The sequence below is a fragment of the Hellea balneolensis DSM 19091 genome (genome assembly GCF_000428525.1).
Taxonomy (GTDB): domain Bacteria; phylum Pseudomonadota; class Alphaproteobacteria; order Caulobacterales; family Maricaulaceae; genus Hellea; species Hellea balneolensis.
In genome coordinates this window covers 132,835-159,253 of record NZ_AUAC01000004.1, presented here as the reverse complement: position 1 = coordinate 159,253, position 26,419 = coordinate 132,835, and the positions used below count along the sequence as shown (strand labels likewise).

Sequence of the window (26,419 nt, the reverse complement as noted above, 5' to 3'; positions counted from 1 at the left end):
GCCTAGAAACGCGCTCTTACATAAAGTCTTTAAGACCCGCTCTTGCAACTCGCGAAACGCGAATAACTGGGCGGGTTTTTTTGTGCGCTCTTTAACATCGCGCAAAGATAACAAATAATTATCTCGCATCACGCGCATCGCTCTCCTATATTGCGCTCGATGAGTGTGGACCCGAATATCAAGACAAAGCCGCCAAAGCTAATGCGCGCTATTCGCGAGGCGATGGCGGGGACGGAGTCTGTTCAGGAACGGCTGAATGATTTTGTCGCGGCGATCTCCAAAGCCATGCGGGTCAAAGTCGCCTCGATTTATCTTTTGCGGCCAGGTGAAGATTTAGAACTGTCTGCGACCCAAGGCCTAAAGAAATCGGCGGTGCACAAGACTCGTATGAAGCCAGGTGAGGGTTTGGTGGGCCATGTCGCACTTACCGCGCGTCCTCTTAACCTTGCCGATGCGCCGAGCCATCCGCTCTTTTCATACCGCCCTGAAACAGGTGAGGACCCATATAACTCATTTTTGGGTGTGCCGATCTTGCGCGGTGGCCGCGTCTTGGGCGTTCTGGTTGTTCAGTCCAAAAAGGCGCGTAGCTTTAATGAAGAAGAAGTCGAAGACCTCCTAACCGTAGCTATGGTTTTGGCGGAAATTATCGTCGATGATGAACGGGTTGGCGGCAAAAAAGGCGCGCTAAAAGGGATTAGTCTGGCGCCTGTTAAACCGGAGACAGTGCAAGGAAAGTCTTTTGCGGGCGGCCTTGTCGAAGGGCACGCTTATTTGCATATGCCGCCTGTTGCGCCGGCCAATATGCTAGCCGACAACATTGCGGCTGAAGAAATTCGTCTCGAAGAAGGCGTAAGCACATTGCGCGCCTCAGTGGATGCCATGGTGTCCGGAGATACGGCCAAGCTGTCCCGCGCCAGTAAAGATATTTACGAAACTTACCGCATGTTTGCTTATGATCGCAAATGGGTCGGGCGATTGCGCGAGGCTGTGCATTCAGGCTTGACCGCAGAAGCGGCTGTCGAGCGTGTGCGAAATGAACACCGTGCCAGATTGATGAAATCCAAAGACCCCTATCTGCGCGCGAGGCTTCACGATTTGGAAGATTTAGCTAATCGTCTTTTGCGCGCCTTATCTGGAGAATCTTTAGGACCGGGGAATAAGAATATTTCGGATGATGCGATCATTTTCGCGCGGGAAATCGGTCCCGCTGAACTGCTTGACTATGACCGTGATAAATTACGCGGTATCGTGCTTGAGGAAGGATCCGCCTCTTCCCACACGGCGATTATCTGCCGCGCCATTGGGATTCCACTGATTGGCCGCGCCGAGGGCGTACTGGACCTGATCGAAACCGGAGATCCCGTCTTATTGGATGGGGAGGACGGTGTGGCCTATATCCGTCCGCTTGATACTCAATTGGCAGGCTTTCACATGCGCATGAATATTGCGGGTGAAATGAGCCGGGCTTATGAGGAAATGAAATTCACGCCCGCCAAGACGATTGATGGCCGGCATGTTTCATTACAGCTTAATGCAGGGCTCTTGGTGGATTTGCCGCAGCTTGACCAAGCGGGAGCCGATGGGATTGGACTCTTCCGAACAGAATTTCAATTCATGGTGTCTGAATTTATGCCGCGCTTGAAAGAACAAACGGAGCTCTACCGCAAAGCGATAGAGGCCGCGGGTCAGCGCCCCGTCACGTTCCGAACGCTCGATTTGGGCGGTGATAAAATTCTACCTTATATGGACCCTGTACCCGAAGAAAACCCCGCGATTGGTTGGCGCGCTATCCGTATCGCTTTGGATCGCCCGGGCCTTATGCGCTATCAACTTCGCGCCCTTGTAGCGGCGGGTGCCGGGCGTCATTTAAAAGTTATGTTTCCCATGGTTGCAACTGTGGATGAATTCATTGAGGCGAGGGCACTCTTTGACCGCGAAGTCGAACGCGCCAAAAAGCTCGGCCATGAATTGCCTCAAAAAATAGAAGTGGGCGTTATGTTAGAAACGCCGTCACTGGCGTGGCAAGTCATGTCAGTCTGTGATCACGCGGATTTCGTCTCGGTCGGCGCGAATGATCTCATGCAGTTTTTCTTCGCCGCTGACCGCGATAATGCCCGCGTCTCTGACCGCTATGACCCGCTCCATCCTGCGGCGGTATCCATCCTAAAATTCATCGCCGATGGCTGTCTGCGCAATGATGTACCTGTCTCGGTTTGCGGCGCTATTGCTGGTCGACCGCTCGAAGCGATAACGCTCGTCGCTATGGGCTATGATCAACTCTCTATGCCTGTCACAGGCATCGGCCCGGTCAAAGCAGCCATCTTAAAGCTTGATGCCGAAAAGCTGCGCAAGAAGTTGGAACCGCATATTACGATTAATTCGCGCCTTTCGACTTTGCGAGATATTGTGCGGGAATTTTGCTTGGAAGAAGGTATTCCAGTTTAGGATTCTAACCCCTATCGGGTAACTCTCTACTGAGCCAGTAACTGCTATCACCTAACTTATCATTCAGTAGCTGTGGGTTTTTGAGAGCCTCGTAATGTGGGAGTCTAACTAAATCATGCCTAGCATACCAACCTTCTAATTGAATGTTTTCCTCGTCAATCGGAAGGTACTCACCGTCTAAATATATAACAATTTGTCCCACTGAAAACTTGGCCAGGTCTTCTTGCATAGCCAAAGCCCAATCTTCGATTTCTTTTTTGGTTACTGAGGTAAGGCCTCTTCGTTCAACTTCTCGACGTCCTAACTCAATCAGTGGAACGTCTGTTTCTTTTATTTCTGCGTAGGTAAAAGCCTTTGAGCATTTAGAACACGTAATAAGCCAACCGCACCCACACCAAGGACAATCCATTTGTCCTGATGACATGGCTGGTTCGTTCTCACATTCGCAGAAAGAGAGCACATCATTATTAGCTTTGAATAAAAATTTTGGCACGAATTTTATCAAATCCCATCAGGGTAAATTGGTCTGATATCATATGGAATATCGTCGAGATTGCTGAGTACCGTTACGGCCTCTTCATCGAGCTGCAAATATGTATCCAAAAAGGCTTTGACCGCGTCGTAACTTCCGTCACCTTGCAGGCGAACAATCTTGCCTGTCAGGTCAGAAATAGCTTGTTCTAGCTTTGCGAAATCAAGTCTAAAGCGCTGCTCTTTAGGGAGCCATTCTGCGGCACCTGTTTCGCGGAAATAATTATATTGATAGGCCGCGCCTTTGGCATGGGCGGCGCCTGTGCCGAAACGCATGGAACGAAACTTGCCTGTGAAATATGTCGCGAGGAAGGCTTCTTTATCCGCGATATCCAGCTCTCCGCGCTCCATCATATAGAGGATGTTATAGGCACCCATGACATCGGCTTTGCCTTCTTCAACGCCAGAGGCGAGGTCTTTTAATTGTGCATTCACTGTCGTTTCAACACCGTTCACTGTGATGGTGCCAGGTCCAAGCGAGTGAGACAGCTCGTGAAAGAGCGTGTTATTACTCATCCATTTTTTCGCCGTTAGCTTGGCTTGTTCGGGCACTAAAACGCGCTCACCGATAGGCGCTAAGATACGGTCATATTTAGCGCCGAGTACATTATTGAGGATAACCTTCTTTGCGCCTTTGGCTTCGCGCACGCGCTCATCATTGGGTAGGTTAAAGGCAATGGTTTGAACGCCATTTTCATTATCGCCGCCGCCATGGACTTGATAGGTTACAGCAATTGGGCTCTCAAAGCCCCGCGCGTAATTTTTATACTTTTCTTCAACAGGCAGGTTCTTTTCCATGTCTTTGAGGAAGTCTTTATATTTGGCGAGGGCTTTGGACTCTTCGGGGTTTTTAATCGTTACAAAACTTTCAAAAGCCGTTTTATAGCCGAATAATTTATCATCATAAACTTCGTAAGGGCCAATGGCGACTTCAATATTCCCCAATAGGTCCATCCAAGCCATTTCAGATTTGAAATAATCATCCGTTCTGAAAGACATAGCCCTCATCCGTAAAAAACGCTTCAGGCGGTTATTATTTCTATCCGCAGGGAGGAGGTCCGCCGCTTCGCGTAGCAGTTTTCCAGCCGGCATTAGCCATTTTCCATAGGCTTTGGAGTAGGGAACCGCCATCAGCCTCCCCTCTTTATCACGGCGGATAACTGTATAGCCCGATTTGAAAGTCTCTTCATCTTTGGGGTTAGCGGCAATATGATCCTCAAATTCCTGTTTGGTCATATCCGGAGGGTAAAATCCGGCCCCCTTTGGACAGGGCGTGTCGCCATAAAATACATAGCCATCTTCCAAACCGTCGCAGACACTGAAATGCAAATCAAACATATCAAGTAAAAGTTGTTTATCCGCGCGATCAGAAGCTGCGATTTCTGCGCGAATTTCGGGATTGCGAACATCAAGTTGACGCAGGTAAACTTCGGAGAGAAGTTTACTAGCTTCGATAATCTTATTTACGGCGGCGCGCTCACCTTTGGTTAAGAATGATGTGTCGGGGCTCATTTTAACTTCGGCAAATTTCTTATATTGCCGCGCGAGGTCATAACCATCTATCTCCGCTAAAACTTTTACCGGCTGAATATCAACTTCATTTTTGGGGCCACAGGCTGTGAGAAGAGTTGCAACAGCGAGTGTTGTAAAAAAATGAGAGCACATAGAAAATCCTGTCTGTCTATTCCAGCGCATATCTAACCGATATGCGCGGTCTTTATAAGGGTAAAGATAAGAGAATTATGGCAAGGATATGACTATGACTGCGTTCACAGCTCGGCGGATATTTTTGTAGCCAATTCCTGCAGCATACCCATATCGGCCATCTCGCCAGTGCCGCCATGCGCGCCAAGGGCTTTGCTTTCATAGCGAGGGATGATGTGGACATGGGTATGAAAGACGGTTTGTCCCGCTGGCGCTCCGTTAAATTGCGTTATAATGATCCCGTCAGGTTTTAGGGCCGTTTCTACAGCTTTGGCGATACGCTGAACGCTCCCAAATAAGCGGCCAATATCTTTGGCGTTAGTTTCCAGCAGGTTACGTGAAGGCGCTTTGGGAATAACGAGAGTGTGGCCTTCTGATTGCGGAAAGACATCCATAAAGGAGAGGATGTTGTCATCCTCAAAGACCTTCACACAAGGCATCTCACCGCGCAGAATTTTGGCGAAGATATTATCAGAGTCATATGGGGCATGCAGGGTCATGGGATTCTCAATCTTACTAATGACATGACTTAATTTTCTTTCTTAAACGGTGTGTGTTTACCTAAAATATTTATCTCATATTCTACGGCATGTCTCTCGCGTTTTAGATAATCTTCAACGGCATCTCTTAATCCGGCATGAGCAAGATAATGCGCGCTATGTGTGGCAACGGGTTCGTAGCCGCGGGCTAATTTATGCTCGCCTTGGGCCCCGGCTTCGACTTTGGGCAATCCAAGCTCAATCCCTGCTTCAATGGCTTGGTAATAACACAGCTCAAAGTGCAAAAAAGGCCTTTGGATAAGACATCCCCAATTACGGCCATAGAGTGCGTCTGATCCAATATAATTTAGCGCGGCGGCAATAGGCGTTGCGCCGTCAAATGCCATGATGAGAATAATGTCATCGCGCATGGTCTCTTGCATAATATCGAAGAACTTTCGTGTTAGATAAGGCCGTCCCCATTTGCGCCGGGACGTATCCAGATAGCATTGCCAAAACACATCCCAATGTTCTGGTTTCAAATCATCTCCTGTGAGGCGTTTGATGGTGATACCCTCTTGGGCGCTTTTGCGTTCTTTGCGAATATTTTTTCGTTTGCGCGAGGCAAGCGAAGCGAGAAAATCATCAAAACTCTTATAGCCGCGATTGATAAAATGAAACTGCCTGTCCTCGCGATGGGCAAAGCCTGTTTCCTTCAAAATCGCGAGGTCTTCATCCTGTAGGAATGTCAAATGGACTCCCGAATAATTCCACTCATGACAGGCCTGCACCATAGTTGAAATCAATCCGATCTTGGTATCTTTATCTTTAGCCAGCAAACGCGGCCCTGTTGCAGGGGTGAACGGGACAGAGCCTTGTAGCTTGGGATAATAATCCATACCGGCCTGCGCCATGGCATTAGCCCAACTGTGATCGAAAACATATTCGCCTTGGCTGTGTGTCTTGGCATAAAGCGGCGCGCAACCGACGGCTTTACCATTTTCGTCTTCGAGCCATATATGGCGCGGGGCCCAGCCTGTTTCTTCCGCCGCTGCGCCGCTTTCTTCGCATGCATTTAGAAACCGCCAAGTGAGGAAGGGATGTTTCCCTTCAGGCAGATGCGCGTCCCAGTCAGCTTCGCTAACGTCATTTATTCGGGTTAATATTCTGGCGGTGTAAGGCGATGAGGTCACTGACTATATACGGCGCCAACTTGCGGAAGGGTTATTTCTATCACAGCATCAATTTCAACAGCCACATCCAGCGGTAGGCTTGGGGCAGAGACAGCAAAGCGAGCATGGCGTCCGGCCTCTCCAAAAACAGCAACCATGATGTCTGAACACCCATTGATCACTTTGGGGATGTCCGCTTGTGTCGCGGTGGGCAGGGCTTGAACAAAGCCGCCTAATTTCACAACACGCGCTACGCGGGATAAGTCTCCGCCGCAGGCCGCTTTCATCTGCGCAATCAGATTTAGCGCCGAAAGTTTCGCCGCCTTTTGACCTTGTTCAACCGTGAGGTCTTCCCCCAAACGTCCGCCAATCGCCTCATCTCCAATTTTCGAAATTTGACCTGAAATGAAAACCATATTCCCGCTAATGACATAGGGCACGTAATTTGCGACAGGTGCCGCGGCTTCGGGCAGAGCTAGGCCGAGATCTTTGAGTTTGCTTTCGGGAGAACTCATAAGCTTATTCCTTTTTACTTGCGAAGCGCTAGAGGATTTACCATTTACGGTAAAGCTAAGATAGAGAGAAATATGCCCGATACAGATACCATTTTCCCGTTGCCATCTTTAAACCCTGAAGTGACGCGGTTTTTGGAGATGCGGCGTTCTAATCTGGCGAAAGTTATGACAGAGCCTGGCCCCGATGAGACTGTGATTCAACAGCTCTTGACGATCGCATCACGTGTGCCGGACCACCGAAAGCTTACCCCATGGCGTTTTGTAATCTTCCAAGAGAAAGCGCGGGCGGATTTCGGGCAACATATTGCGGCGGCTTTCATGAAGAAGAACCCTGATATGCCGCAAGACAGAGCTATATTTGAAGGGCAGAGATTTTTACGGGCGCCATTAGTTGTGGCGGTTATCTCATCCCCAAAAGAGTGTCCACGCGGAACACCTAAATGGGAGCAAGAGCTGTCCTGCGGAGCGGTGTGCTATAATCTGTGTCTTGCGGCGCAAGCGGCAGGCTTTGGCGCGCAATGGCTGACGGAATGGTATGCTTATGACGCAGATGTACAAGATGCTTTAGGGCTTTCGCCTTCAGAAAAAATCGCAGGATTTATCTATATTGGCACCCCAACGGAGCCCCCCAAGGAAAGAGCGCGCCCCGAACTTACGCCTCTTGTCACGCGCTGGTCTTCTTGAGCGTGTAGATTTTAATGGTAAGCGAACCAAAATAGAGTAAGACCGCGCATATGAATAAAGCCGAAAAAACAGCCCCCGATGAAAGCCTTACCACGCCGCGCGATACCTCTTCACGGCTTTTAACATTTATCGTTGATGAGGCGCCGCCTTGTGGCTCCGCGACGGAAATTGCCAACGGAGTGTTTTGGCTGCGCTTTGATCTTCCTATGAAGGGGCTGGATCATATCAATTTATGGGCGTTGAAGGATGGTGACGGATGGGTCATTGTCGATACCGGAATTGGTAACCGAGAGAGTAAAGCAATTTGGGAAAAGCACTTTGCTCAGCTTATGGGCGGACGCCCCGTAAACCGCGTTATTTGTACGCATTTACACCCCGACCATACCGGGCTCGCAGGATGGATTTGCAAAAAATTTGGCGCCCCGCTCCTCATGACGCGCGGGGAGTATTTCCTTTGCCGTTTAATGGCGGCTGATACGGGGCAAGTCGCGCCGCGTGAGGGTATAAATTTTTATCGGAAGGCAGGTTTCACGGCCGACCAGATTGAGCTATATAAAATGCGATTTGGCGGCTTTGGTAAAGCAATTACTCCGCTGCCCCATAGTTATGACCGTCTTACGGCGGGGGAAACGGGCAAAATTAATGGACGCGAATGGCGTGTTATTATCGGGTCCGGTCACTCGCCGGAACATGCGTGTCTTTATTGTCCTGAGCTGAATATTTGCCTGACAGGTGATCAGCTTCTCCCAAATATCAGCTCTAATGTGTCGGTGTGGCCTACGGAACCTGAAGGTAATCCGCTCGAAGATTGGATTTCCAGCTGCAAACATTTAAAAGCCTCTTTGCCTGAGGATGTTCTCATAGGCCCGGCTCACGGCTTACCTTTTCGCGGAGCTCATCGCCGCCTAGATAAATTAGTTGAGCATCATGAAAAAGCCCTCACACGATTATTGGAACATTGTGAGCAGCCCCGCCGCGCGACTGAAGTTTATTCAGTTTTATTTCGGCGGGAAATAAATGACAGCAATCGTATAATGGCAGTGGGCGAGTCTATCGCGCATCTGAACTGCCTCAAAGGACGGGGACTTGTGTCTCGGCGTTTAAATGATGCTGGGCAATTTACTTATAAAGCGAAACGTAACAAAGCGGCCGCTTAATTGCGGCCCGTCTCGATACCCAAAATATTCACCAAATGAACTAGTAACATAAAGCCGGTGGCAATTGCGCCTAGGCTTATAATGATCCATGGCACCATGCGCGGCTTAAGCTTATCATGCTTGGCAAAATGCCTCCGAAATGCAAAAATACCGACTATAACACAAGTCGCCAAACCTGTCGTTGTCAGCAGTAGGTCATTAGATATACTCATTGGATTTAATTAGGGTTTCAGGCGGCAAATTCAAGGGCTCGGAAAGGTAAACACCATGTGCGGTTTTATGCCAATGAAAAGGATTTCGGCGTAACTCCCATAGAGCGCGTAGTGTTGGGGCGCAAAGCGCAAACCAGTAAAGCGGCATAAAGGGCACGGATAGTAGAAGCGCTGGTTTTTGAGCGCGCAATGCGCCAACAGCGCCAATTATCATACCTGCGGCGTAACTGATTCCGAGGCTTATGAGGAAGGGCATGGGTATCTCAATCGGAAGGCCTAATAGATATTGATAGAGGCAGTAAATGCCTACACCCGCCATAACGGGAAGATGAAATAGCGCGCTGATAAGGGTCAGTCCTAAGGTGAGCTGTAGCGTGAAAAACCTTGCCAGCCCTGCCGCTCCGCCAGGCGCAAAGGGCGCGCGCATGTGGCAGCGCCAACTTTGCATATAGCCTTTCATCCAACGGGCGCGCTGAAAATGCCAAGCGCTGAAATCTGCGACGGCTTCTTCCTGCGTTGGCGGCGTGATATAACTCAACGACCAGTTTCGCGCTGCTAGCCGGAAGCTAAGATCAGCGTCTTCTGTCACGTTGTGGGCATCCCATCCTTCGACGTCATCCAAGGCTTCGCGCCGCATGTGGTTGCTTGTCCCGCCAAGCGGAAACGGCAAGCCAAGCGCAGATAAAAAGGGGAGCCAAACGTGGAACAGGGCCGCATATTCTAGACCAAATTGACGTGTTATCGCATTATGATTAGCATTCGCGTAATCCAGAGGGGCCTGAACAGCGCCCAAGCATCGTTCATTTTCAAAAGCCTGAACAGCGAATTTTAATTGCTGGGGATGTGGAATGTCTTCGGCATCATAAATGGTTACAAATTCACCTCGAGCGCGATGCATAGCAAAGTTCAAGGCGCGAGGTTTTGTTTGCGGCGAGCCTGGCGGAACAATAATTAGGTGAAAAACACCACCTGCGCGTTTGCGTACCTCGGCAATAGTTGCTGGGTCAACGGCTTCACAAATCATGAAAATTTCAAGCCGGTCTACGGGATAATCAAGCTTACTGAGCGCTCCCATCAGGTGGGGCACCATATTGGCTTCGTGAAAGAGCGGGACTAAGACGGTGTAAAAGGGCCACTCATCTCGCTCAGTATCATGGGTCATCTTTGGTTTGCGCTTCAGACAAGCTGTTAGGCGCAAAGCTGCATATATCACGCTGATAAGCGCAATTAACCCGGTAAGGTTTAAAACTGTTTTCGCTCCCGAAAACATTATGCCCACGGCAAGCCCCACCAATAAGATAAACGCTAGGAGTTGCGTTATAAAGTTGGGAGATAAATTATCCGCATGCCCGATTTTCTCTAAAGCCCCACTCTTCATATAATCCTCAATATATCTTAGCTCTTAAGTCTTTCGATTGCCCATTTTGCGGCTTCTCTTACGACGGCATCTGCAGCATCACTATGCTGAACAGCAGCATTTATTAGATCTGGACGTGCGCTATTTCCAATCGCGTAAAGCACATTTCGAATGAATTGAGTGCGGCCAATCCGTTTAATTGGAGAGCCTGAAAAATGCGTTCGAAACTCTGCATCAGAGAGTGAGGCAAGCGCCGCTAAGTCTGGGGCCTCTAAATCCGGACGGGCTTTAAGCTTTATTTCGGAGGCCTCTTGTGCAAATTTATTCCAAGGACAGACGGCCAAGCAATCATCACAGCCGTAAATGCGGTTCCCCATTTTCACGCGTAGGTCCTCATCGACAGCGCCTTTATGTTCAATGGTTAAGTAAGAAATGCATTTGCGGGCATCTAATTGATAAGGCGCAGGAAAAGCGTCTGTCGGACATATGTCCAGACATCCGCGGCACGTTCCGCAATGATCAATTTCAGGCGGCGTCGGGGTGAGGGGGGCCGCGCTTAATATCACGCCCAAAAATAACCAAGACCCGTAATCTCGGTTTACGAGATTGGTATGTTTTCCCTGCCAGCCAAGGCCCGACATGGCCGCGAGGGGTTTTTCCATAAGCGGGGCCGTATCAACAAAGACTTTAATGTCCTCATGCGTGTCCTGCGCGATCAGCCCGCCAAGTTCTTTCAACCGTCCTTTTATAATATCGTGATAATCTCTGTTGCGGGCATAGACTGAAATGGTTGCTTTTTCTTTTTGAGTAAGGGTCACCAAAGGATCCGTTTCAGGGCCGTAATTTAGCCCTAGTACGATTGCTGACCTTGCTTCAGCCCAGAGGTTCTGGGGATGATTGCGGCGCGTTTCTGTTTCAGCTAACCAAGCCATCGTGCCGTGGTGATGTTTTGCGATAAAGTCTCGCAAGCCTTGTCCTGCAACAGTTCCAAATTGGTTTAAATCCACGATATGTGGCGGTGTAAACCCCAAGGCCTGACAGCGTTTTAAAACGCGCTTTGAGAGCGCGGTCATGTTAAAAATCCAGATCTGCGTAATGGCGAGGCGCGCGAAGTCCTGCAACGCGGTCCTGCAAGAGAGGCTGGACGGAGGGACGTGACTTTACGGTTTGATACCACCGTTTAAGATCAGGCCAATCTCGCCATTTGATTTCACCTAAAAAATCAAGGCAGGAAATATTAGCGGCTCCGGCAATATCGGCCAGACTGAAGCTATTTCCAGCAAGCCAATCACGTCGTTCCAAAAGCCAGCTGAGATAGGTGAGATGGAACTGTAAATGCTCTCGCCCCTCTCGCAAAGTTTGCGGATCAGCAGGGCCGGATCCTGTAAGGCTCTTTTCGATTTTTTCATGCAGGATATAGGCATTGACCTCTTGCGTGAATTTCATGTCAAACCAAGCGGCTATGCGGCGGGCCTCGGCGCGCTCGACGCGGTCCTCCGGCAAAAGAGGATGGCGGGGGGAGCCGTCATTTGTATATTCGCAAATGGCCCGCGCGCCTGAAATAGTGACAGTGCTGCCAGGAATAATGTCAATGAGTGTCGGCGGTAGCCCTTCGGGCGTGAGTTCCAAAAAAGACTTATCCGGACTCCAAGGGTCAATAGGTTCTAACTTAACTTTGAGTTTCTTTTCGGCAAGCGCAATCCTGGCCTGACGTGAGGCGGGGTCGAGTGGGTAGTGGTAGAGTTTGCGCATTACGTCACATTACAAAAATATGGGTAACGAGTCCTTAATGCAGATACACTTAATTATGGAAATGTTCATTTCCGTGATTATGCTCGCAGCTTATCGGGTGAGGGTAAATTAAAATATCTGCGGCTTGGAAAGCGGCCATCATGCGCTTTTCCGCAGCCAAAACAATATCATGTGTATCCGAAAGTGAGATCGAGTCATCTAAGTCCAGACGCATTTGAATATGAATATGAGGGCCTGACGCGCGTGTACGCAGGTCATGAACGGCCTGAACTTGCGGGTCTTGTAGCGCCAGACGCGTGATCAAGGCACGTTCTTCGATGTTTAGTTCCTGGTCCATAAGTTGAGCCCAAGCCAGCTTTGCGATTTTGAAGGCTGTCCATAAAAGCCAAAGTGCCATTAATCCGCCTACAGCGGCATCAGCCCAGACGAAGGGCGTAAATGTTGAGAGCGCAATGCCCAGGATAACAAAGACATTCGCAAAAAGGTCCGCCATATAATGAGCGCGATCCCCTCTGACGGCAATGGAGCCTGTCGCGCGAATAGCCCAGCTTTGCGCTATGAGAAGCCAGATCGTGATTGCAATAAAGACAAGCATCATGGCGATCGCAAAACCGCCTTGCACAAGGTGTTCAGGATGAGATACGCGGTGGAAGACTTCCTCGATCAGGTGGAAAGCTCCCAACACGATAAGACAAATTTGGAAAACGGCTGAGAAACTCTCAGCTTTACCGCGTCCAAAACGGTACTCACCATCCGGCGGCCGAGCCGCATATCTGACGGCGAAAAAACTGGAAATAGCCCCGAATAAATCCAGAGCAGAATGAACAAGTGATGAAAGAATGCCTACGGAGTGGCTTTCTTGCCAAACAAACCACTTTCCTACGGCTAAGACTAAACCGACACAGACCGCGATCGCTGTAATGCGGCGGGTTATTCGCGATGACCCCTCAAGCGGTAGCCGTCCGGGACGTCCACGCCTGTCTGGCATATCCGCCTGTTCCGATATATCGATCTGCGTACTCATAACAAGGCTGTGGTGTTATAGCATTACAGAATAAGGCGCGAGTCCTATTTGTCCAAATTTTTGAAATGATCTTGGGGTATAATTAGGCCCTGGCAACGCCCCAATAATTGTAGCTCAAGACTTTCGGGCCGGGGATATACATTTCTTGAAGGTCATCAAATTTCAGATCGGCTTGGGTAAATAGCGCCGGGATATCGCGCCCTGAATGGCAGCCTCCTGCAAGTTTCTTCCAGAGAGGATCGATGCGGTTTTGCCATTTATTGACGGCGTCATCTGGGGCTTTGCCGTGTTCGGAGAATAAAATCCTTCCGCCAGGTTTTAGAATACGCTTCATTTCTTTAAGCGCTCTGACGGGGTCAGGAATAGTGCAGAGCGAATATGTTACAACCACGCTATCAACTTGGTTATTATCAAGCGGAATGTCCTCACCTGATAAACCTATGCGCTCTATGTTTATCGGACTGTTTTTTCTTCGGGCTGCTGAGCGTTTCCAAATATGCTCATCAGGGTCAATACCAATAATCTTAGTCACTTTAGACGCATCGTAATGGGGCAGGTTTTGACCCGACCCAATTCCGATCTCTAGCACGACACCTTCTGCCAGAGGCACCACTTTCTCGCGCTGCTTGGTGATCGGTTTGATGCCGCAGGCCTTATCTAAGACTAATGGTAAGACGTGTTTGTTATAAAGACCCATGCGCAAGGCCTATCACGGCCTTGCTATTAGTGCAAAGGCTCTAGCTTGGGCGGTATTTAAGGCGCACTGTTCCAAGACTATTTACAATCTTTTTAAAGGTCGCTTTAAGTTGATCTGCATCTCTGGCTTCAAAACTCTTTGACGAATCTGACGCACATCGTTTTAAAAGATCGCGTGTCTCATTTGCATCATCTATTGTCGGCATATTATATGCGACTGTGTAAACAGAGATATTATCGTCGTTGATGTTCTTGCAAATGTCTCTCGCGACTTCAATGCCGTTTTCTCTATTCCATCCATCATGGTAGACGCCGTCCTGAGACAATGTGTTAAATCCATCGGTCATAAATATCATAACCGTTTGGGTCTTGTCAGGGGAAGAGGCGGCCTGTGTTAAAGGAGCTGATGGCATCAATGTTCGCCACCCCCAAATCAGGCCAGCTGGTAGGTAGGTATCCCCAGATGTCGAAAGACCGCTAATCAAGCCTTTCATTTTCGTGAAATCGTTTCCGAGCGGCATCATTTCATCGCCGCAATTTGCGCTTCTCTCTGTATGCGTCAGATCGCCAGTATAATAGACTTCCATAGCCCCAGGGATTTTCACTCCATTATAGGCGGCTTTAATGTTGTCTCCCATGTCACGCGACCCGGCACAGCCATTCCATCGGTAATTACGCTGATAGTTTCGGTAAACTGTAGTGGGTGGCCCCAGAACAGGGTCTGTACATGTTTGTTCATCGCGATCCGCATGCCGGCCAATTTCGACGCCGTCACGAAATTTTTTCCCACCTGGAATTTTCTTACCCGTAGGTGTGCAAACACTTGGTGTGACGACGTTTTGTTGCTCAACGGCTTCGTTAATATAGTTATCAGTCATGCCTTCTTGGCTGAGATCCAACCAAGACTTCCCGCGTTGTGATTCAATATTTACATATTGTCCGAATGGGACAATTGACACTTGAACATTGTCTCCAAAGGCTTGCAAGTCATCCAGAAGTTCATCTGCAGCGAGTTTTAAGCCGTCAATATTGCTCCCTTCCATAGAATCTGTGGTATCCAAGACCAAGGCTATATTCAGCATTTCTTCAGACACCATAGGAGCCGCGGTTGATGTACCCACACCCAGCTTGCCCTCGGGGTCATTGCCCAAAAGTTTTAAAGCCGGTCCCATCAAAACCGCATCATATTTTGACTTGGCGTCAATGACCAAATCATCACCATCAAAGCGAACGGGCGCTTTAATGTTCCATCCATCCACATTCAGCAAAGCAATACGCTCATCCACAATTTTTTGAAGCTCATTGAGGTCTTTTGTGTCTGACGTCACAGCTGCGAGCACAGCCGCATCAATATAGTTCTGTAATTTTGAACGCTGACTTGTCATTCCCGCATAATCGACGGCAACGCCAACGGCCATTAGAAGTCCCGAGGCGGCTAAGCCAAACATGATCCCAAAATTACCAGATGTGTCTTGTAAATATTTCTTTAACATATGCTATCCCACTTGTGCTTTGGCGACAGCCTAGTAAAAAATGCTTTTCGCGCGGTTTACAAACAGGCTTAATTAACAGTGAATATTGTTTCGTAAGTCCTTTAAATATCAGGAACTTCAATGCTTAAACTCGCCCTACCGCAGCTTTCTCCCGCCTGGCTTAGCCGCGAGGCAGGATTAACCAAAGTGCTTGGCGCTATCGCCTCTGCTAAGGCCGAAAATGCAGACCTCATTGTTTTTTCTGAAGGCTTTGTCCCTGGCTACCCTTTTTGGCTTGATGGAACTGGCGGGGCGAAATTTAACGACGCGAAACAAAAAGAGCTTTTCGCCCATTATTCTGACCAAGCGGTCACGATTGAAAAAGGGCATTTAGTGGATGTTTGCAAGGCACTAAAAGACGCAAAAATGGCCTGTTATTTAGGCATTATTGAACGAGCAGGGGATCGTTCAGGGCATTCACTCTATTGCAGCTATGTCTATATTGACGCGGGCGGCACCATTCAATCGGTGCACCGTAAGTTACAGCCCACTTATGAAGAGCGGCTAGTCTGGTCGCCAGGGGACGGAAATGGATTAGTCACGCATAAGCTCGGCGAATTTACTGTGGGCGGCCTGAATTGCTGGGAAAATTGGATGCCGCTCTCCCGCGCAGCGCTATATGCACAAGGCGAAGATCTGCATGTGGCCTGTTGGCCAGGAAGTGACCGCAATACCGAAGATTTAACGCGAGTATTGGCCAAAGAGGGCCGCAGCTATTCTATCTCTGTTTCCGCAATAATGAGGCCGGAGGATGTGCGCGAAGAGACGCCTTATGCAGACGAGATTAAAGCGGCTTTAGGGGCTATGCCGGCCAATGGCGGGTCCTGCGTAGCCAATCCAGACGGCACATGGTTATTGCCGCCGGAAATAGGCGTGGAATCTATTCGCTATTGCACCTTGGATCCCGCATTTGTGCGCCGGGAGCGTCAAAATTTCGATCCGTCAGGGCATTATTCACGTCCTGAAGTTACCCGGCTGATCGTGAATCGCACACGCCAAAGCCTTGTCAGTTTCGATAGCGAGGATTAGGCCTGGCTTAATTGGGTGCGGCCGTCGGCGCCTCCATTTGAGGTGGATTTTGAGCGCTGTCCAGGGCCTTTAACTTCACCATAAGCCCTTCCTGAAGTGCATCCAGTTTTTCTTGGCGAATACCACTTTCTGATCCAGATTTCAGTCCTGTATTGGCACTAAAATGCATCCAGTTTTGACCATCATGCTTTGGCCAGCCCGGTAATCCATCACCATTTGGGTTTCCCGTTCTCGCAAAATTGACCCAGTAATTCTGCATCAAATCTGTCAGAGCCTTATCATCATCTGATAGTCCCAAAACGGGTTCGTGACTGCCAAAAACAAAGGGTATTTCGGCGGCGTGAAATGCGCCTAATGTTTGCTTTTCACTGGGGGGAATGCGAGAGAAAAAATAGAGGAAACTATCTTCGCCATGGGCCTCATTTTGCTGGGCGACATAGCGAATATTTACACCAAATATTTCATCGCCCATCATTTGGGTTCCGCCCTCAGTAAAGTTTGAGTCCAAATCATATAGATCGATAATTTGACTAGCATTATCTGGAAACGCCTCGGACAATTTCGTTTCTAACTGAGCTTTGTCGCCGGGTGTTACATCAGGTAGCCATACCGTGGGCTGCGTGTCATCTGGGAAGAAGAGCGTGCCTTCATCGGAGTTATATCCGAAAAGCATTGGGACTTTATTATATGCGCCCTTGGCAAAGGCGAGGCCGACATTCTCAGGGAAGACATATCCGTCTCTGATATGGTGAAAGCCTTCACTCATCTCTTCCGTAACGATATTTTGCAGCTCTTTCGCCGGTACTGCCCGCAATTGCTTTGCTGTGGGCGTTTCAAATCCAAGGGCAGAGGCAACTTTTGAACCTGTCTTATAGCCGCTTGGCCAGCCGACGCCATCGCCCTCCATTTGACCCATATGATATGATGAGGCCCCGCTTTGTCCTATGGCTTTGTGAAACAGATCTGCGGCTAAGGGGCTTGCCATCATTTCGGTCACGGACCATGAACCTGCGCTTTCGCCAAATATTGTGACGTTATCAGGATCGCCGCCATAAGCGCTGATATTGTCTTTTACCCATTTTAGCGCGGCAATCTGGTCAAGTGTTCCGTAATTGCCCGAGACACTATTGGGGTCAGTTTTTGAAAGCTCGGGATGGGCCATATATCCCATGGCCCCTAGTCGGTAGTTAATAGTGACAAGCACCACGCCGTTTTTCACCAGCGCATTGTTTTGATAATAGTTAAAATCACTGGACCCAAATTGGTGCCCGCCGCCATGAATCCAGACCATAACGGGTTGGGGCTCTTTTACTGCCACATCATCCCCGGGGAGGTTTCCTGTCCGCACATTTAGATAAAGGCAATCCTCGCTCATAGGAGAAGGTTTTTGAGCGGCAACGGCGCGGGTAATCAAGAAGTTCTTGAAACTACCAAGTCCATGTCCTTCAATCAAGCGGTTGAAGAAACCCCCTTCAACATCAGAGGGCTGCATGCAGCGATTGCCAAATGTATCGGCGAGATAAGTCTCTTGCCAGTTTTCGGCGGACTTTGGGGCGGCCCAGCGTAAATCACCGACGGGCGGGGCCGCAAAAGGAAGGCCTTTAAAATTATAAATCCCGTCATCATCGGTGCTCACGCCTTGAACAGGGCCCTGCGGGGTGCTGATTAGAGCATCGGGCGTAATTTTTTCTTTCGTCCCGCATGCGGCTAATCCTAAGATGAGGCTTCCTAGTAGAATATTTTTAATGGCGGACATCATTCAGGCTTTCATGTGTTTTAAACTATACTTCGCCGACCATGGCACAGAAGCCCGAAAAGATGCAAATCAGTCTTTATCTAAGCGCGTTTATTGATATAGGCGGAGTTATGCCAAAGCGCTTAGATATCTTAATCGTCGGGGCCGGTTTGATCGGGCTTTCTACGGCTGACGCTCTGTTGTCCCGCGGGTGCGGTGTCACCGTTATAGAGGCCCGTTCCGGACCAGCCAGAGGAACAAGTTACGCAAATTCTGGGATGATACACCCTAGTCAATCACGCCCTTGGAACGTAGCCAGTCCTATGCGGTCAGGCGCTTTACGTTCAGTTCATGAGCTGGCGTTGACGTCCCGCACGCTCTTACAAGACAGTTTGATCTCCTTGGGACTTTTCAAAGATAATCCAGTTCCTGGCTGTTATAAGATCTATCCTGATATGATGTCTGCGCGCGAGGCCCAAAAGCGCTATGATGAAGAGGGTGTGGTCTCCCGCGCTGTCTTAGATGCTGAGGCTACATTGGGTCATCCTGCACTTTATTTCGAAACGGACCTTTGGGGGAATGCGCGAGATTATGCCTTGGCTCTTGAGGCTGACCTGAAAAACCGCGGCGCGACCTTTATATATGACGCTCCAGATCTTCGTATTCGGCGCGGGCATCAAGGCGTGACGGCTCAGATGAAAGGACACGTCTTTCAAAGTGATCACATTGTAATTGCTGCAGGACCGCAAAGCCCGGAGCTGTTAGCGGCGCTTGATATCGATATTCCTATGACGCCTTTGCGCGGATTTGCTGTGAATTTTGAAAAGCCAGACATGCAACTGCCCTTCGCTCCTCTTATGGACGCGCAATCACATTCGGCCATGACAGTGTTCGAGGATCAATTACGCCTATCGGGCACTATTAACCAAGCCAGCGCGAGGCCCTTGCTCCAACGCTGGTGTGAACTTGCGCCGCAGGTCATGCGCGAGCTTAAACCCGCGACCGAAATATGGTCAGGCTTACGCCCTATGTCCAAAGCAGGACGTCCTTATATTGGCGGAACGGACGTTCCCGGATTATGGGTGAATACAGGGCATGGCCATATGGGTTGGACACTCTGTGCGGGATCAGGGAATTTAATCACAAAGATGATTATGGACGACGAAACAGATGAGAGGTTTAAGCTCGGATAGATGTGAGTTGCCTTAAGCCGTATTGACCTTCTCTCTAAAACCCGCCAGTTTCAAAGAAAACAAAAAGGGGAATATGATGAGATTTAAAGGATCGATTTTAGCGTTTTCTGCAATCACGGTACTTACGGCGTGTGCCGCAGAGACGCCGCCTGAAACATCCGGTGATAAAAGCTATCAAGACATATTACTCACGCAGCTTATTGACGCCAAACCGGGCGACGTGATCACCATTCCTGAAGGGACATTTTCCTTTGACCGGGGCCTTAGCCTGACTGTGGACGGCGTTACCATTCGCGGCGCGGGGATGGATAAAACGATATTGAGTTTCAAGAACCAAGTGCAAGGCGCGGAAGGTTTATTGGTTACCGCTTCGGATTTCACCATCGAAGATCTCGCTGTTGAAGATTCTGTGGGTGACGCGATTAAAGTCAATGAAGGCGATAATATTGTCTTTCGCAATGTCCGCACAGAATGGACAAATGGACCGGATACGAAAAATGGCGCTTACGGGCTTTACCCCGTTCAAACGACTAATGTCCTGATCGAAGGCTGCGTGGCGATCGCGGCGGCTGATGCGGGCATTTATGTGGGGCAGTCCAAAAATGTTGTTGTGCGCAATAACAGGGCTGAATTTAATGTCGCAGGAATCGAGATTGAAAACACACAAGATGCGGATGTTTATAATAATGTTGCGGTGAATAATACGGGCGGCATTCTGGTCTTTAATATGCCGAACCTGATGCAATATGGCGCGAATGTGCGGGTCTATGAAAATGAGATCTATGGGAACAATACGAAAAATTTTGGCCATAAAGGCACTCCCGTGGCCAGTATTCCTGCCGGCTCCGGTGTGGTGGTCAACTCTCATGATAAAGTCGAAATTTTCAATAATGACATCAGAGATCACAGAACCGCTAATGTCATTATTTCGTCCATCTTTACCTCCAATTACGGGGATAAAGGCATGGAAGAGACATTTGATCCTTATCCTGAGCAGATCAGTCTCCACAGTAACCGCTATGTTGGGGGTGGTGACAAACCAGACGGGCTTGAACTGAAGGCGCTAAAGACGGCTATATTTGGATTAAAGGGTAAGTTTCCTGATGTGCTTTGGGACGGGTATATCAATGACGCGTTGGAAAGCGCGCAAATTTGCATTCAAGATGACGTTCAGGTGTTAAACGCAGATATGCCAGGCGGTAATAAAAACCCGCGCGTCGAAGCTGAGCCATTTAGCTGTAAGCTTGACCCGCTACCCGCCATCTCGCTTGCCTCGGCCGAATAAGGTCTTGGCTAAATGAGGCCGTGGATCTTATTTGTTGCTTTAATACTGTCGGGGTGCGGCGCTAAAAAAGTAACGCCCCTATTTCACTCATCCGAAAACCCTGTGAGCCTTAGCGAATGGGGGATTTTAAGCGCTAAGAATGGACAGCTAGATTTAGGAGAGGGCGTTCTGCCCTATTCACTTAATACACCGCTTTTCACAGATTACGCTCATAAGCTTCGTACAATTTGGATGCCGGGCGGCATGGCGGCGCAATATCAACAAGACGATATCTTAAGCTTCCCTGTCGGAACGGTGATTTCAAAGACTTTTTATTATCCTGCTGGTGAAGGCGATCTTGTTTTTAAGAAAAAAGATATTCAGCCTGTTACCTCTTTGGCCGGGTTGGAGTTGTCTAAAAACCGCCTGATAGAAACCCGTCTTTTGGTGCGCCGAGAGGCAGGTTGGGAGCCTCTGTCTTATGTTTGGAATGACGAGGAAACAGAAGCGAAGCTGACCCGCATTGGCGATATCGTGAAGCTGACTTTATCGGATGATGGCGCATTGACGCCTTTTAATTATGCAGTGCCGAATATGAACCAATGCGCAGGATGCCATGCGCCAAATAATACAACGCGTGTGATATCCCCTATCGGGCCTAAAGCGCGCCATTTAAATGGTGACTATGCCTATGCCGAAGGCGCAATGAACCAGCTCGATAAGTGGATTGATCTAGCTTATCTAGATAAGGCTCCGATAAAGCGGCCCCGCAGCGCGGTCTGGGATAATGTTGACGTGCCTCTTGAAGGGCGTGTGCGCGCCTATCTTGATATAAATTGCGCGCATTGCCATAATCCTGTTGGCCCTGCTGATACGTCGGGCCTTCATCTTAATCCAGACAATCAAAGTGCGCCGCATTTAGGTATTTGTAAAAATGCCGTCGCAGCGGGCAGCGGAACGGGCGGCCGAAAATATGATATTCATCCCGGTAAGCCCCAAGACTCTATTATGCTTTACCGTATGGAAACCCGGGATCCCGGCGCGATGATGCCGGAACTGGGGCGTAGCTTAACGCATCATGAGGGTGCCAAGCTTTTGGAAAGCTGGATCGCCGAACTGGACTCATCCTGCGGATAAAGCCCTGCCTATTACGGCAAGGCTTTAGTTGATCTATTTTACGGCTTTGACTTTAATACCGTCTTTCTTAAGCATTTTCACAACGCTGTCCGGGCCGGCCAGATGTCCGGCGCCAACCGCGACGAGTTTTGTGCCCGGTTCGTTTAAAAGAGCTTTTATACCGGGAACCCAGTTCTTATTTCGCGTGGTCAGCAAAGCGTCATAACTGTCCTGCGTTCCGAACATGGCGGGGTTGGCCATTAAAGCTCCAATGCCTTTCACGTCGCCATCAGCCCATTCTGCAACCAATGTGTCGAGATATTCTTCGCCGAGTTCCATAGAGCTGAGCGTGGCCATGAGGCCTTGCACTTGCTCGTCCAATGGCGCGCCGCCGAGCGCTTTGATCTGAGTTTCTGCTGTTTCTAAATAGGCCAGTTTCTTATCCTTGGCATCAGCCATCAGAACAGTCTCGACGCCCGATTGGGGATCATAACCCGCTTGCATAATTTGCATCATACTCAGTTGCAGTCCAACCATCCAAGGCTTCATTGTGTCAACTGCTTGCATTGGAATGCCATTGGCTTGCAAAGCGGCGGAGACGACGGCTTCATCATCGTCTTCCAAAAGGCCCGATAATGATTGTCCGTCTGAAAAGACGCCATATTCCATAACAAGTCTTTGCAGTCCTGCGGCGCTTTCTGGGCTGGCAACATCGGCTTCTAGAACTAATGTATCTGCCTCAGCGAGCGCGGCATCCAGTGCAGGAGAGCGCCACGTTACGCTTGGTTTGAGCAAATGAACAGTGCCGTACAAATAAACGGTCGTATCCTCATCTGAGAATGTCCACATTGCGGGAGAGCCGCTGCCCGAAGTCGCTTTGGCATCGACCATAGCGTCTTTCATCATCGCCACCATTTCGTCTTTGCTGACGTCATCCGCCAATTTTGCAGCAGGTGCATCAGATTTCGCTTGGCACGCAGAGAAAAGAAGTCCGAGCGCAGCTGTGCCGGACAGAAGAAGGCGCGTAAAATGTGTCATGATATAAAGAGCTTTCGTTTTATGGAATTTGGCAGTCAATTTAAGGGTTATAAGAGGTAAGCCTTACAAGGCAAACGTGATTATGAGAGATGTTTTATAGCTAGTCCTCCCACCCCATAGCTTTTGCCATGACATCATAAATTTTGTTCTGCTCCATCACCCCGCGCACATGTTCTGCACCCGGGCCTGTAGCATAGAGAGCGACGTCTTCACCGCCATGGGTTTCACTGCCGAGATTTACAGCTGTTTGTTGGCGGTAATCTTTGGCTTGCACCATATTATCAGTGAGTGCAGGGCTATCCGCTTCGCGCACATTGGGGCCATTATGATAGCCGAGCGTTGTATAGGGCTTGCCGTCCTGGTCTTTGATGATTTCAACTTGCTGGGTTTCACGGTTAAAGCCCTTGGTAAGGCCCAAGATCGGATTGCCGCGGACTGGATATCCTGCCATTGTAAAGACGTGACTGTGATCAGCGGTCACCAAGATCAGCGTATCATCATTGGCTTTCGCGACGGCAACTTTGACCGCTTCATTGAGTGCTTGCGCGTCGGTTAGGGCGCGGTAAGCATTGATACCATGATGCGCGTGATCCACACGGCCAGCCTCAACCATAAGCACATAGCCATCCTCGTCAGAAGAGAGGCGGTCAATGGCGACCGATGTCATTTCGGCCAGAGAAGGCTCATCTGTCTCGTTACGGTCCGCTTCGAAACTCATATGTGAGCGATTAAAAAGACCGCGTAATTTGCCTGTTTTCGCGTTTATCATCTCTGTTTTATTACCCACATATATAAAGTCAGTTCGCAGCGTTTCCATTTGCGCCTCAGAGAACTCTTTAAAGCCGCCGCCCATTATGACCTCGGCTTGGCTTTCGACCATTTGTTGGGCGATGCTGGTGCAAGCGGCAAAGACGCCTTGAATATCTTTATCTGCTTCAAGATCACGAGAGGGCGAGTGGCTATACATAGCGGCAGGCGTCGCGTGAGTAATTCGGGCGGTAGAGAGAATGCCAACGGCTTTGCCAGCATCTTGCGCACGTTTTGTGAGTGTCGGCGGTAGGGCGTCGGGATTACAGCTATCCGCGGAGCGGGCATCCAATAAGGCAGACGGAACGTTTACAGCGCCTATATTTGTTTTATAGCCAGACATCATTGCGGTAGCCGTTCCGGCGCTATCCGGGACTTGGGCATTCGTATTATAGGTTTTAACTAGAGCCACATTCTCAAATTTATCAAATGCAAGCTGATGTTCTTCGCCTTTTTTGCCTTGAGATTGCCCATCAAATATTCGGGCCGCAGTAATTGTCGAGATGCCCATGCCGTCGCCAATAAAGAGAATCACGTTTTTAGCGGGTTTTTTAGCCGAAGCTTCAGCAGGATTATCCCGCGTGAGGGTGTTCGCTTGAGAGCAAGCTGATAATAAAATCGCTGTACCAACGCCAAGTGCCGTCGAAGAGAGCGTTTTTAAAGCAAGCAGAGTTTGAGAATGTGTCATGGAATCAGGCTCCCGCAGAAAGTTTTCAGATTAAAATGTATTCTTACAGAGTGTTTCTGCATTATTATCGACCCGATTAACATCGTTTTCAGGAGGCGCGCAGGCAAGAATCTCTCACCGTATTTGCTTTTTTTTGAATTTTCTGATAAGGAAACACTTCGGAAACATGAGCAAGCCTTAGAAAACGCCTTAGTAAGCCCTAAATTACACAGGCTGTGGATAAGTTTGACGTCTAAAAACCTCGGTTTTATTGGGTTTTTTTAATAAAAAGCGTCAAATTAGAACTTATCTTGATTTTTATGCATTTTTTGAAAAAAAGGTGTTGCAAGTGAAAAATCGTTTCCCTATATAGCGCTCCTCGCTGAGGAACACTTAGCGGGCGCCAAGGCCTTTTAGGAAGGCCTTTTGTTTTGGAAAAAAGTCTAACTTAATTCCATAGCTGTTTGACATTGTGAATATTGGGAAGAGAGACGCAGGCGGCGTTTGACTGTGACGCAGATTTGGTAACAAACTGCACAAACATTTGAACGACTGTTTATGACGTTTCTCTTTATGAAAATAATGAAATCGCTTGATGAGCTTATGCTCTGATAGAGGTTTTCGTTATTTCTTTGAAACGCAACGAAGCAAGACATATTTATATGTCATGCCAGTTAAAACGACAGTCGGATCAACTTTCAACATGAGAGTTTGATTCTGGCTCAGAACGAACGCTGGCGGCAGGCTTAACACATGCAAGTCGAACGAGAAGCTCACTTCGGTGAGTGGAAAGTGGCAGACGGGTGAGTAACGCGTGGCAACCTACCTTTTTCTACGGAACAACAGTTGGAAACGACTGCTAATACCGTATACGCCCTCCGGGGGAAAGATTTATCGGTGAAAGATGGGGCCGCGTTAGATTAGCTAGTTGGTGAGGTAATGGCTCACCAAGGCGACGATCTATAGCTGGTCTGAGAGGATGATCAGCCACACTGGGACTGAGACACGGCCCAGACTCCTACGGGAGGCAGCAGTGGGGAATATTGGACAATGGGGGCAACCCTGATCCAGCCATGCCGCGTGAATGATGAAGGCCTTAGGGTTGTAAAATTCTTTCGCTAGGGATGATAATGACAGTACCTAGTAAAGAAGCCCCGGCTAACTCCGTGCCAGCAGCCGCGGTAATACGGAGGGGGCTAGCGTTGTTCGGAATTACTGGGCGTAAAGCGTGCGTAGGCGGATTATTAAGTTAGGGGTGAAATCCCGGGGCTCAACCTCGGAACTGCCTCTAAAACTGGTAATCTAGAGATATGGAGAGGTAAGTGGAATTCCTAGTGTAGAGGTGAAATTCGTAGATATTAGGAGGAACACCAGAGGCGAAGGCGGCTTACTGGACATATACTGACGCTGAGGCACGAAAGTGTGGGTAGCAAACAGGATTAGATACCCTGGTAGTCCACACCGTAAACGATGAGAGCTAGTTGTCTGCAGGCATGCCTGTAGGTGACGCAGCTAACGCATTAAGCTCTCCGCCTGGGGAGTACGGTCGCAAGATTAAAACTCAAAGAAATTGACGGGGGCCCGCACAAGCGGTGGAGCATGTGGTTTAATTCGAAGCAACGCGCAGAACCTTACCTACCCTTGACATGCCGGTCGCGATTTCCAGAGATGGATTTCTTCAATTCGGTTGGACCGTGCACAGGTGCTGCATGGCTGTCGTCAGCTCGTGTCGTGAGATGTTGGGTTAAGTCCCGCAACGAGCGCAACCCTCACTGTTAGTTGCCAGCATTTAGTTGGGCACTCTAGCGGAACTGCCGGTGCTAAGCCGGAGGAAGGTGGGGATGACGTCAAGTCCTCATGGCCCTTACGGGTAGGGCTACACACGTGCTACAATGGCGCTGACAGAGGGTTAATCCCTAAAAGGCGTCTCAGTTCGGATTGTCTTCTGCAACTCGAAGACATGAAGTTGGAATCGCTAGTAATCGTGGATCAGCATGCCACGGTGAATACGTTCCCGGGCCTTGTACACACCGCCCGTCACACCATGGGAGTTGGTTCTACCCGAAGGTGGTGCGCTAACCAGTTTACTGGAGGCAGCCAACCACGGTAGGGTCAGCGACTGGGGTGAAGTCGTAACAAGGTAGCCGTAGGGGAACCTGCGGCTGGATCACCTCCTTTCTAAGGAAGGTTTTGAAGGTCTTCGTCCTTTATTGGACACGCACTTTTTTAGTCTTTTAGAAAATATAAGGTCCATACGCCTCTCCGGTGTTATGGATCACTTAACGGCCAGGCGCCGTCTTCGTTTCTCTT

At 49.2% G+C, this 26,419-nt stretch carries 22 protein-coding genes and 1 rRNA gene; 8 read left to right on the top strand and 15 right to left on the bottom strand.

The annotated features are described in order from the left end of the window. Positions 1–159: 159 nt before the first annotated feature. Entirely contained in the window at positions 160–2,445 is a 2,286-nt protein-coding gene (gene ptsP / locus F569_RS0111285) for a phosphoenolpyruvate--protein phosphotransferase (protein WP_051279817.1), read from the top strand. Between the two features lie 4 nt (positions 2,446–2,449). Here the strand turns inward: ptsP and F569_RS19570 are convergent, their stop codons facing one another. The 5 genes from F569_RS19570 to F569_RS17705 form a co-directional block, all read right to left on the bottom strand. After that, positions 2,450–2,938: a hypothetical protein gene (locus F569_RS19570; protein WP_154813724.1), complete on the bottom strand. Its 489-nt coding sequence runs from the start codon at positions 2,936–2,938 to the stop codon at positions 2,450–2,452. A gap of 8 nt (positions 2,939–2,946) precedes the next feature. Continuing rightward, entirely contained in the window at positions 2,947–4,641 is a 1,695-nt protein-coding gene (locus F569_RS0111275) for a dipeptidyl-peptidase 3 family protein (protein WP_026942288.1), read from the bottom strand. 104 nt (positions 4,642–4,745) lie between these two features. Next, a complete protein-coding gene (locus tag F569_RS0111270) occupies positions 4,746–5,180 on the bottom strand; it encodes an HIT family protein (protein WP_026942287.1) in 435 nt (144 codons plus the stop codon). 29 nt (positions 5,181–5,209) lie between these two features. Next, the gene (locus F569_RS0111265) at positions 5,210–6,352 is read right to left on the bottom strand and encodes a GNAT family N-acetyltransferase (RefSeq protein ID WP_026942286.1); all 1,143 of its coding nucleotides are present in this window, start codon (positions 6,350–6,352) and stop codon (positions 5,210–5,212) included. After that, on the bottom strand, positions 6,349–6,846 hold the full coding sequence (locus tag F569_RS17705; protein WP_051279816.1) for a RidA family protein: 498 nt from the start codon (positions 6,844–6,846) through the stop codon (positions 6,349–6,351). The genes F569_RS0111265 and F569_RS17705 overlap by 4 nt, the downstream gene beginning before the upstream one ends. Before the next feature lie 72 nt (positions 6,847–6,918). On the opposite strand from F569_RS17705, the gene F569_RS0111255 reads away from it, so the two are divergent. Continuing rightward, entirely contained in the window at positions 6,919–7,530 is a 612-nt protein-coding gene (locus tag F569_RS0111255; RefSeq protein WP_034388596.1) for a nitroreductase family protein, read from the top strand. Positions 7,531–7,580: 50 nt separating this feature from the next. Further along, the gene (locus F569_RS17700) at positions 7,581–8,687 is read left to right on the top strand and encodes an MBL fold metallo-hydrolase (RefSeq protein WP_034388593.1); all 1,107 of its coding nucleotides are present in this window, start codon (positions 7,581–7,583) and stop codon (positions 8,685–8,687) included. Here the strand turns inward: F569_RS17700 and F569_RS0111245 are convergent. The 7 genes from F569_RS0111245 to F569_RS0111215 all read right to left on the bottom strand — a co-directional run bounded on the left by F569_RS0111245 (position 8,684) and on the right by F569_RS0111215 (position 15,221). Then, positions 8,684–8,899: a hypothetical protein gene (locus F569_RS0111245; protein WP_034388591.1), complete on the bottom strand. Its 216-nt coding sequence runs from the start codon at positions 8,897–8,899 to the stop codon at positions 8,684–8,686. The genes F569_RS17700 and F569_RS0111245 overlap by 4 nt on opposite strands. Then, entirely contained in the window at positions 8,886–10,277 is a 1,392-nt protein-coding gene (locus F569_RS17695; RefSeq protein WP_051279815.1) for a glycosyltransferase, read from the bottom strand. The genes F569_RS0111245 and F569_RS17695 overlap by 14 nt, the downstream gene beginning before the upstream one ends. Before the next feature lie 17 nt (positions 10,278–10,294). Continuing rightward, complete coding sequence (queG, locus tag F569_RS0111235) at positions 10,295–11,329, bottom strand: tRNA epoxyqueuosine(34) reductase QueG (RefSeq protein ID WP_026942283.1); 1,035 nt, start codon at positions 11,327–11,329, stop codon at positions 10,295–10,297. 1 nt (position 11,330) lies between these two features. Next, entirely contained in the window at positions 11,331–12,008 is a 678-nt protein-coding gene (locus F569_RS0111230; RefSeq protein ID WP_026942282.1) for a glutathione S-transferase family protein, read from the bottom strand. A gap of 49 nt (positions 12,009–12,057) precedes the next feature. Continuing rightward, on the bottom strand, positions 12,058–13,032 hold the full coding sequence (locus F569_RS17690) for a cation diffusion facilitator family transporter (RefSeq protein ID WP_084168996.1): 975 nt from the start codon (positions 13,030–13,032) through the stop codon (positions 12,058–12,060). Between the two features lie 82 nt (positions 13,033–13,114). Beyond that, positions 13,115–13,729: a class I SAM-dependent methyltransferase gene (locus F569_RS0111220; RefSeq protein WP_026942281.1), complete on the bottom strand. Its 615-nt coding sequence runs from the start codon at positions 13,727–13,729 to the stop codon at positions 13,115–13,117. Between the two features lie 40 nt (positions 13,730–13,769). Next, on the bottom strand, positions 13,770–15,221 hold the full coding sequence (locus F569_RS0111215) for a TadE/TadG family type IV pilus assembly protein (RefSeq protein WP_026942280.1): 1,452 nt from the start codon (positions 15,219–15,221) through the stop codon (positions 13,770–13,772). A gap of 120 nt (positions 15,222–15,341) precedes the next feature. On the opposite strand from F569_RS0111215, the gene F569_RS0111210 reads away from it, so the two are divergent. Next, entirely contained in the window at positions 15,342–16,289 is a 948-nt protein-coding gene (locus F569_RS0111210; RefSeq protein WP_026942279.1) for a carbon-nitrogen hydrolase family protein, read from the top strand. Positions 16,290–16,296: 7 nt separating this feature from the next. On the opposite strand, the gene F569_RS0111205 is transcribed toward F569_RS0111210, so the two are convergent. Then, positions 16,297–18,048 (bottom strand): carboxylesterase/lipase family protein, encoded by a 1,752-nt coding sequence (locus tag F569_RS0111205; protein WP_084168995.1) that lies wholly within the window; start codon positions 18,046–18,048, stop codon positions 16,297–16,299. Positions 18,049–18,155: 107 nt separating this feature from the next. On the opposite strand from F569_RS0111205, the gene F569_RS0111200 reads away from it, so the two are divergent. The 3 genes from F569_RS0111200 to F569_RS0111190 all read left to right on the top strand — a co-directional run bounded on the left by F569_RS0111200 (position 18,156) and on the right by F569_RS0111190 (position 21,618). Further along, positions 18,156–19,217, top strand: coding sequence for an NAD(P)/FAD-dependent oxidoreductase (locus F569_RS0111200; RefSeq protein WP_162143775.1), 1,062 nt, complete (start codon positions 18,156–18,158; stop codon positions 19,215–19,217). A gap of 73 nt (positions 19,218–19,290) precedes the next feature. Beyond that, positions 19,291–20,502: a parallel beta-helix domain-containing protein gene (locus F569_RS0111195; protein ID WP_233353656.1), complete on the top strand. Its 1,212-nt coding sequence runs from the start codon at positions 19,291–19,293 to the stop codon at positions 20,500–20,502. Positions 20,503–20,604: 102 nt separating this feature from the next. Continuing rightward, positions 20,605–21,618 carry an SO2930 family diheme c-type cytochrome gene (locus F569_RS0111190; protein ID WP_233353655.1) on the top strand — a complete coding sequence of 338 codons (1,014 nt, stop codon included), beginning with the start codon at positions 20,605–20,607 and terminating at the stop codon, positions 21,616–21,618. A gap of 33 nt (positions 21,619–21,651) precedes the next feature. On the opposite strand, the gene F569_RS17685 is transcribed toward F569_RS0111190, so the two are convergent. Beyond that, a complete protein-coding gene (locus tag F569_RS17685) occupies positions 21,652–22,635 on the bottom strand; it encodes a TraB/GumN family protein (RefSeq protein ID WP_154813723.1) in 984 nt (327 codons plus the stop codon). Between the two features lie 100 nt (positions 22,636–22,735). Then, a complete protein-coding gene (locus tag F569_RS0111180; RefSeq protein ID WP_051279813.1) occupies positions 22,736–24,130 on the bottom strand; it encodes an alkaline phosphatase in 1,395 nt (464 codons plus the stop codon). A gap of 678 nt (positions 24,131–24,808) precedes the next feature. Here F569_RS0111180 and F569_RS17680 point away from each other — a divergent pair. Then, positions 24,809–26,287: ribosomal RNA gene (locus F569_RS17680) — 16S ribosomal RNA — on the top strand. Positions 26,288–26,419: the final 132 nt, after the last annotated feature.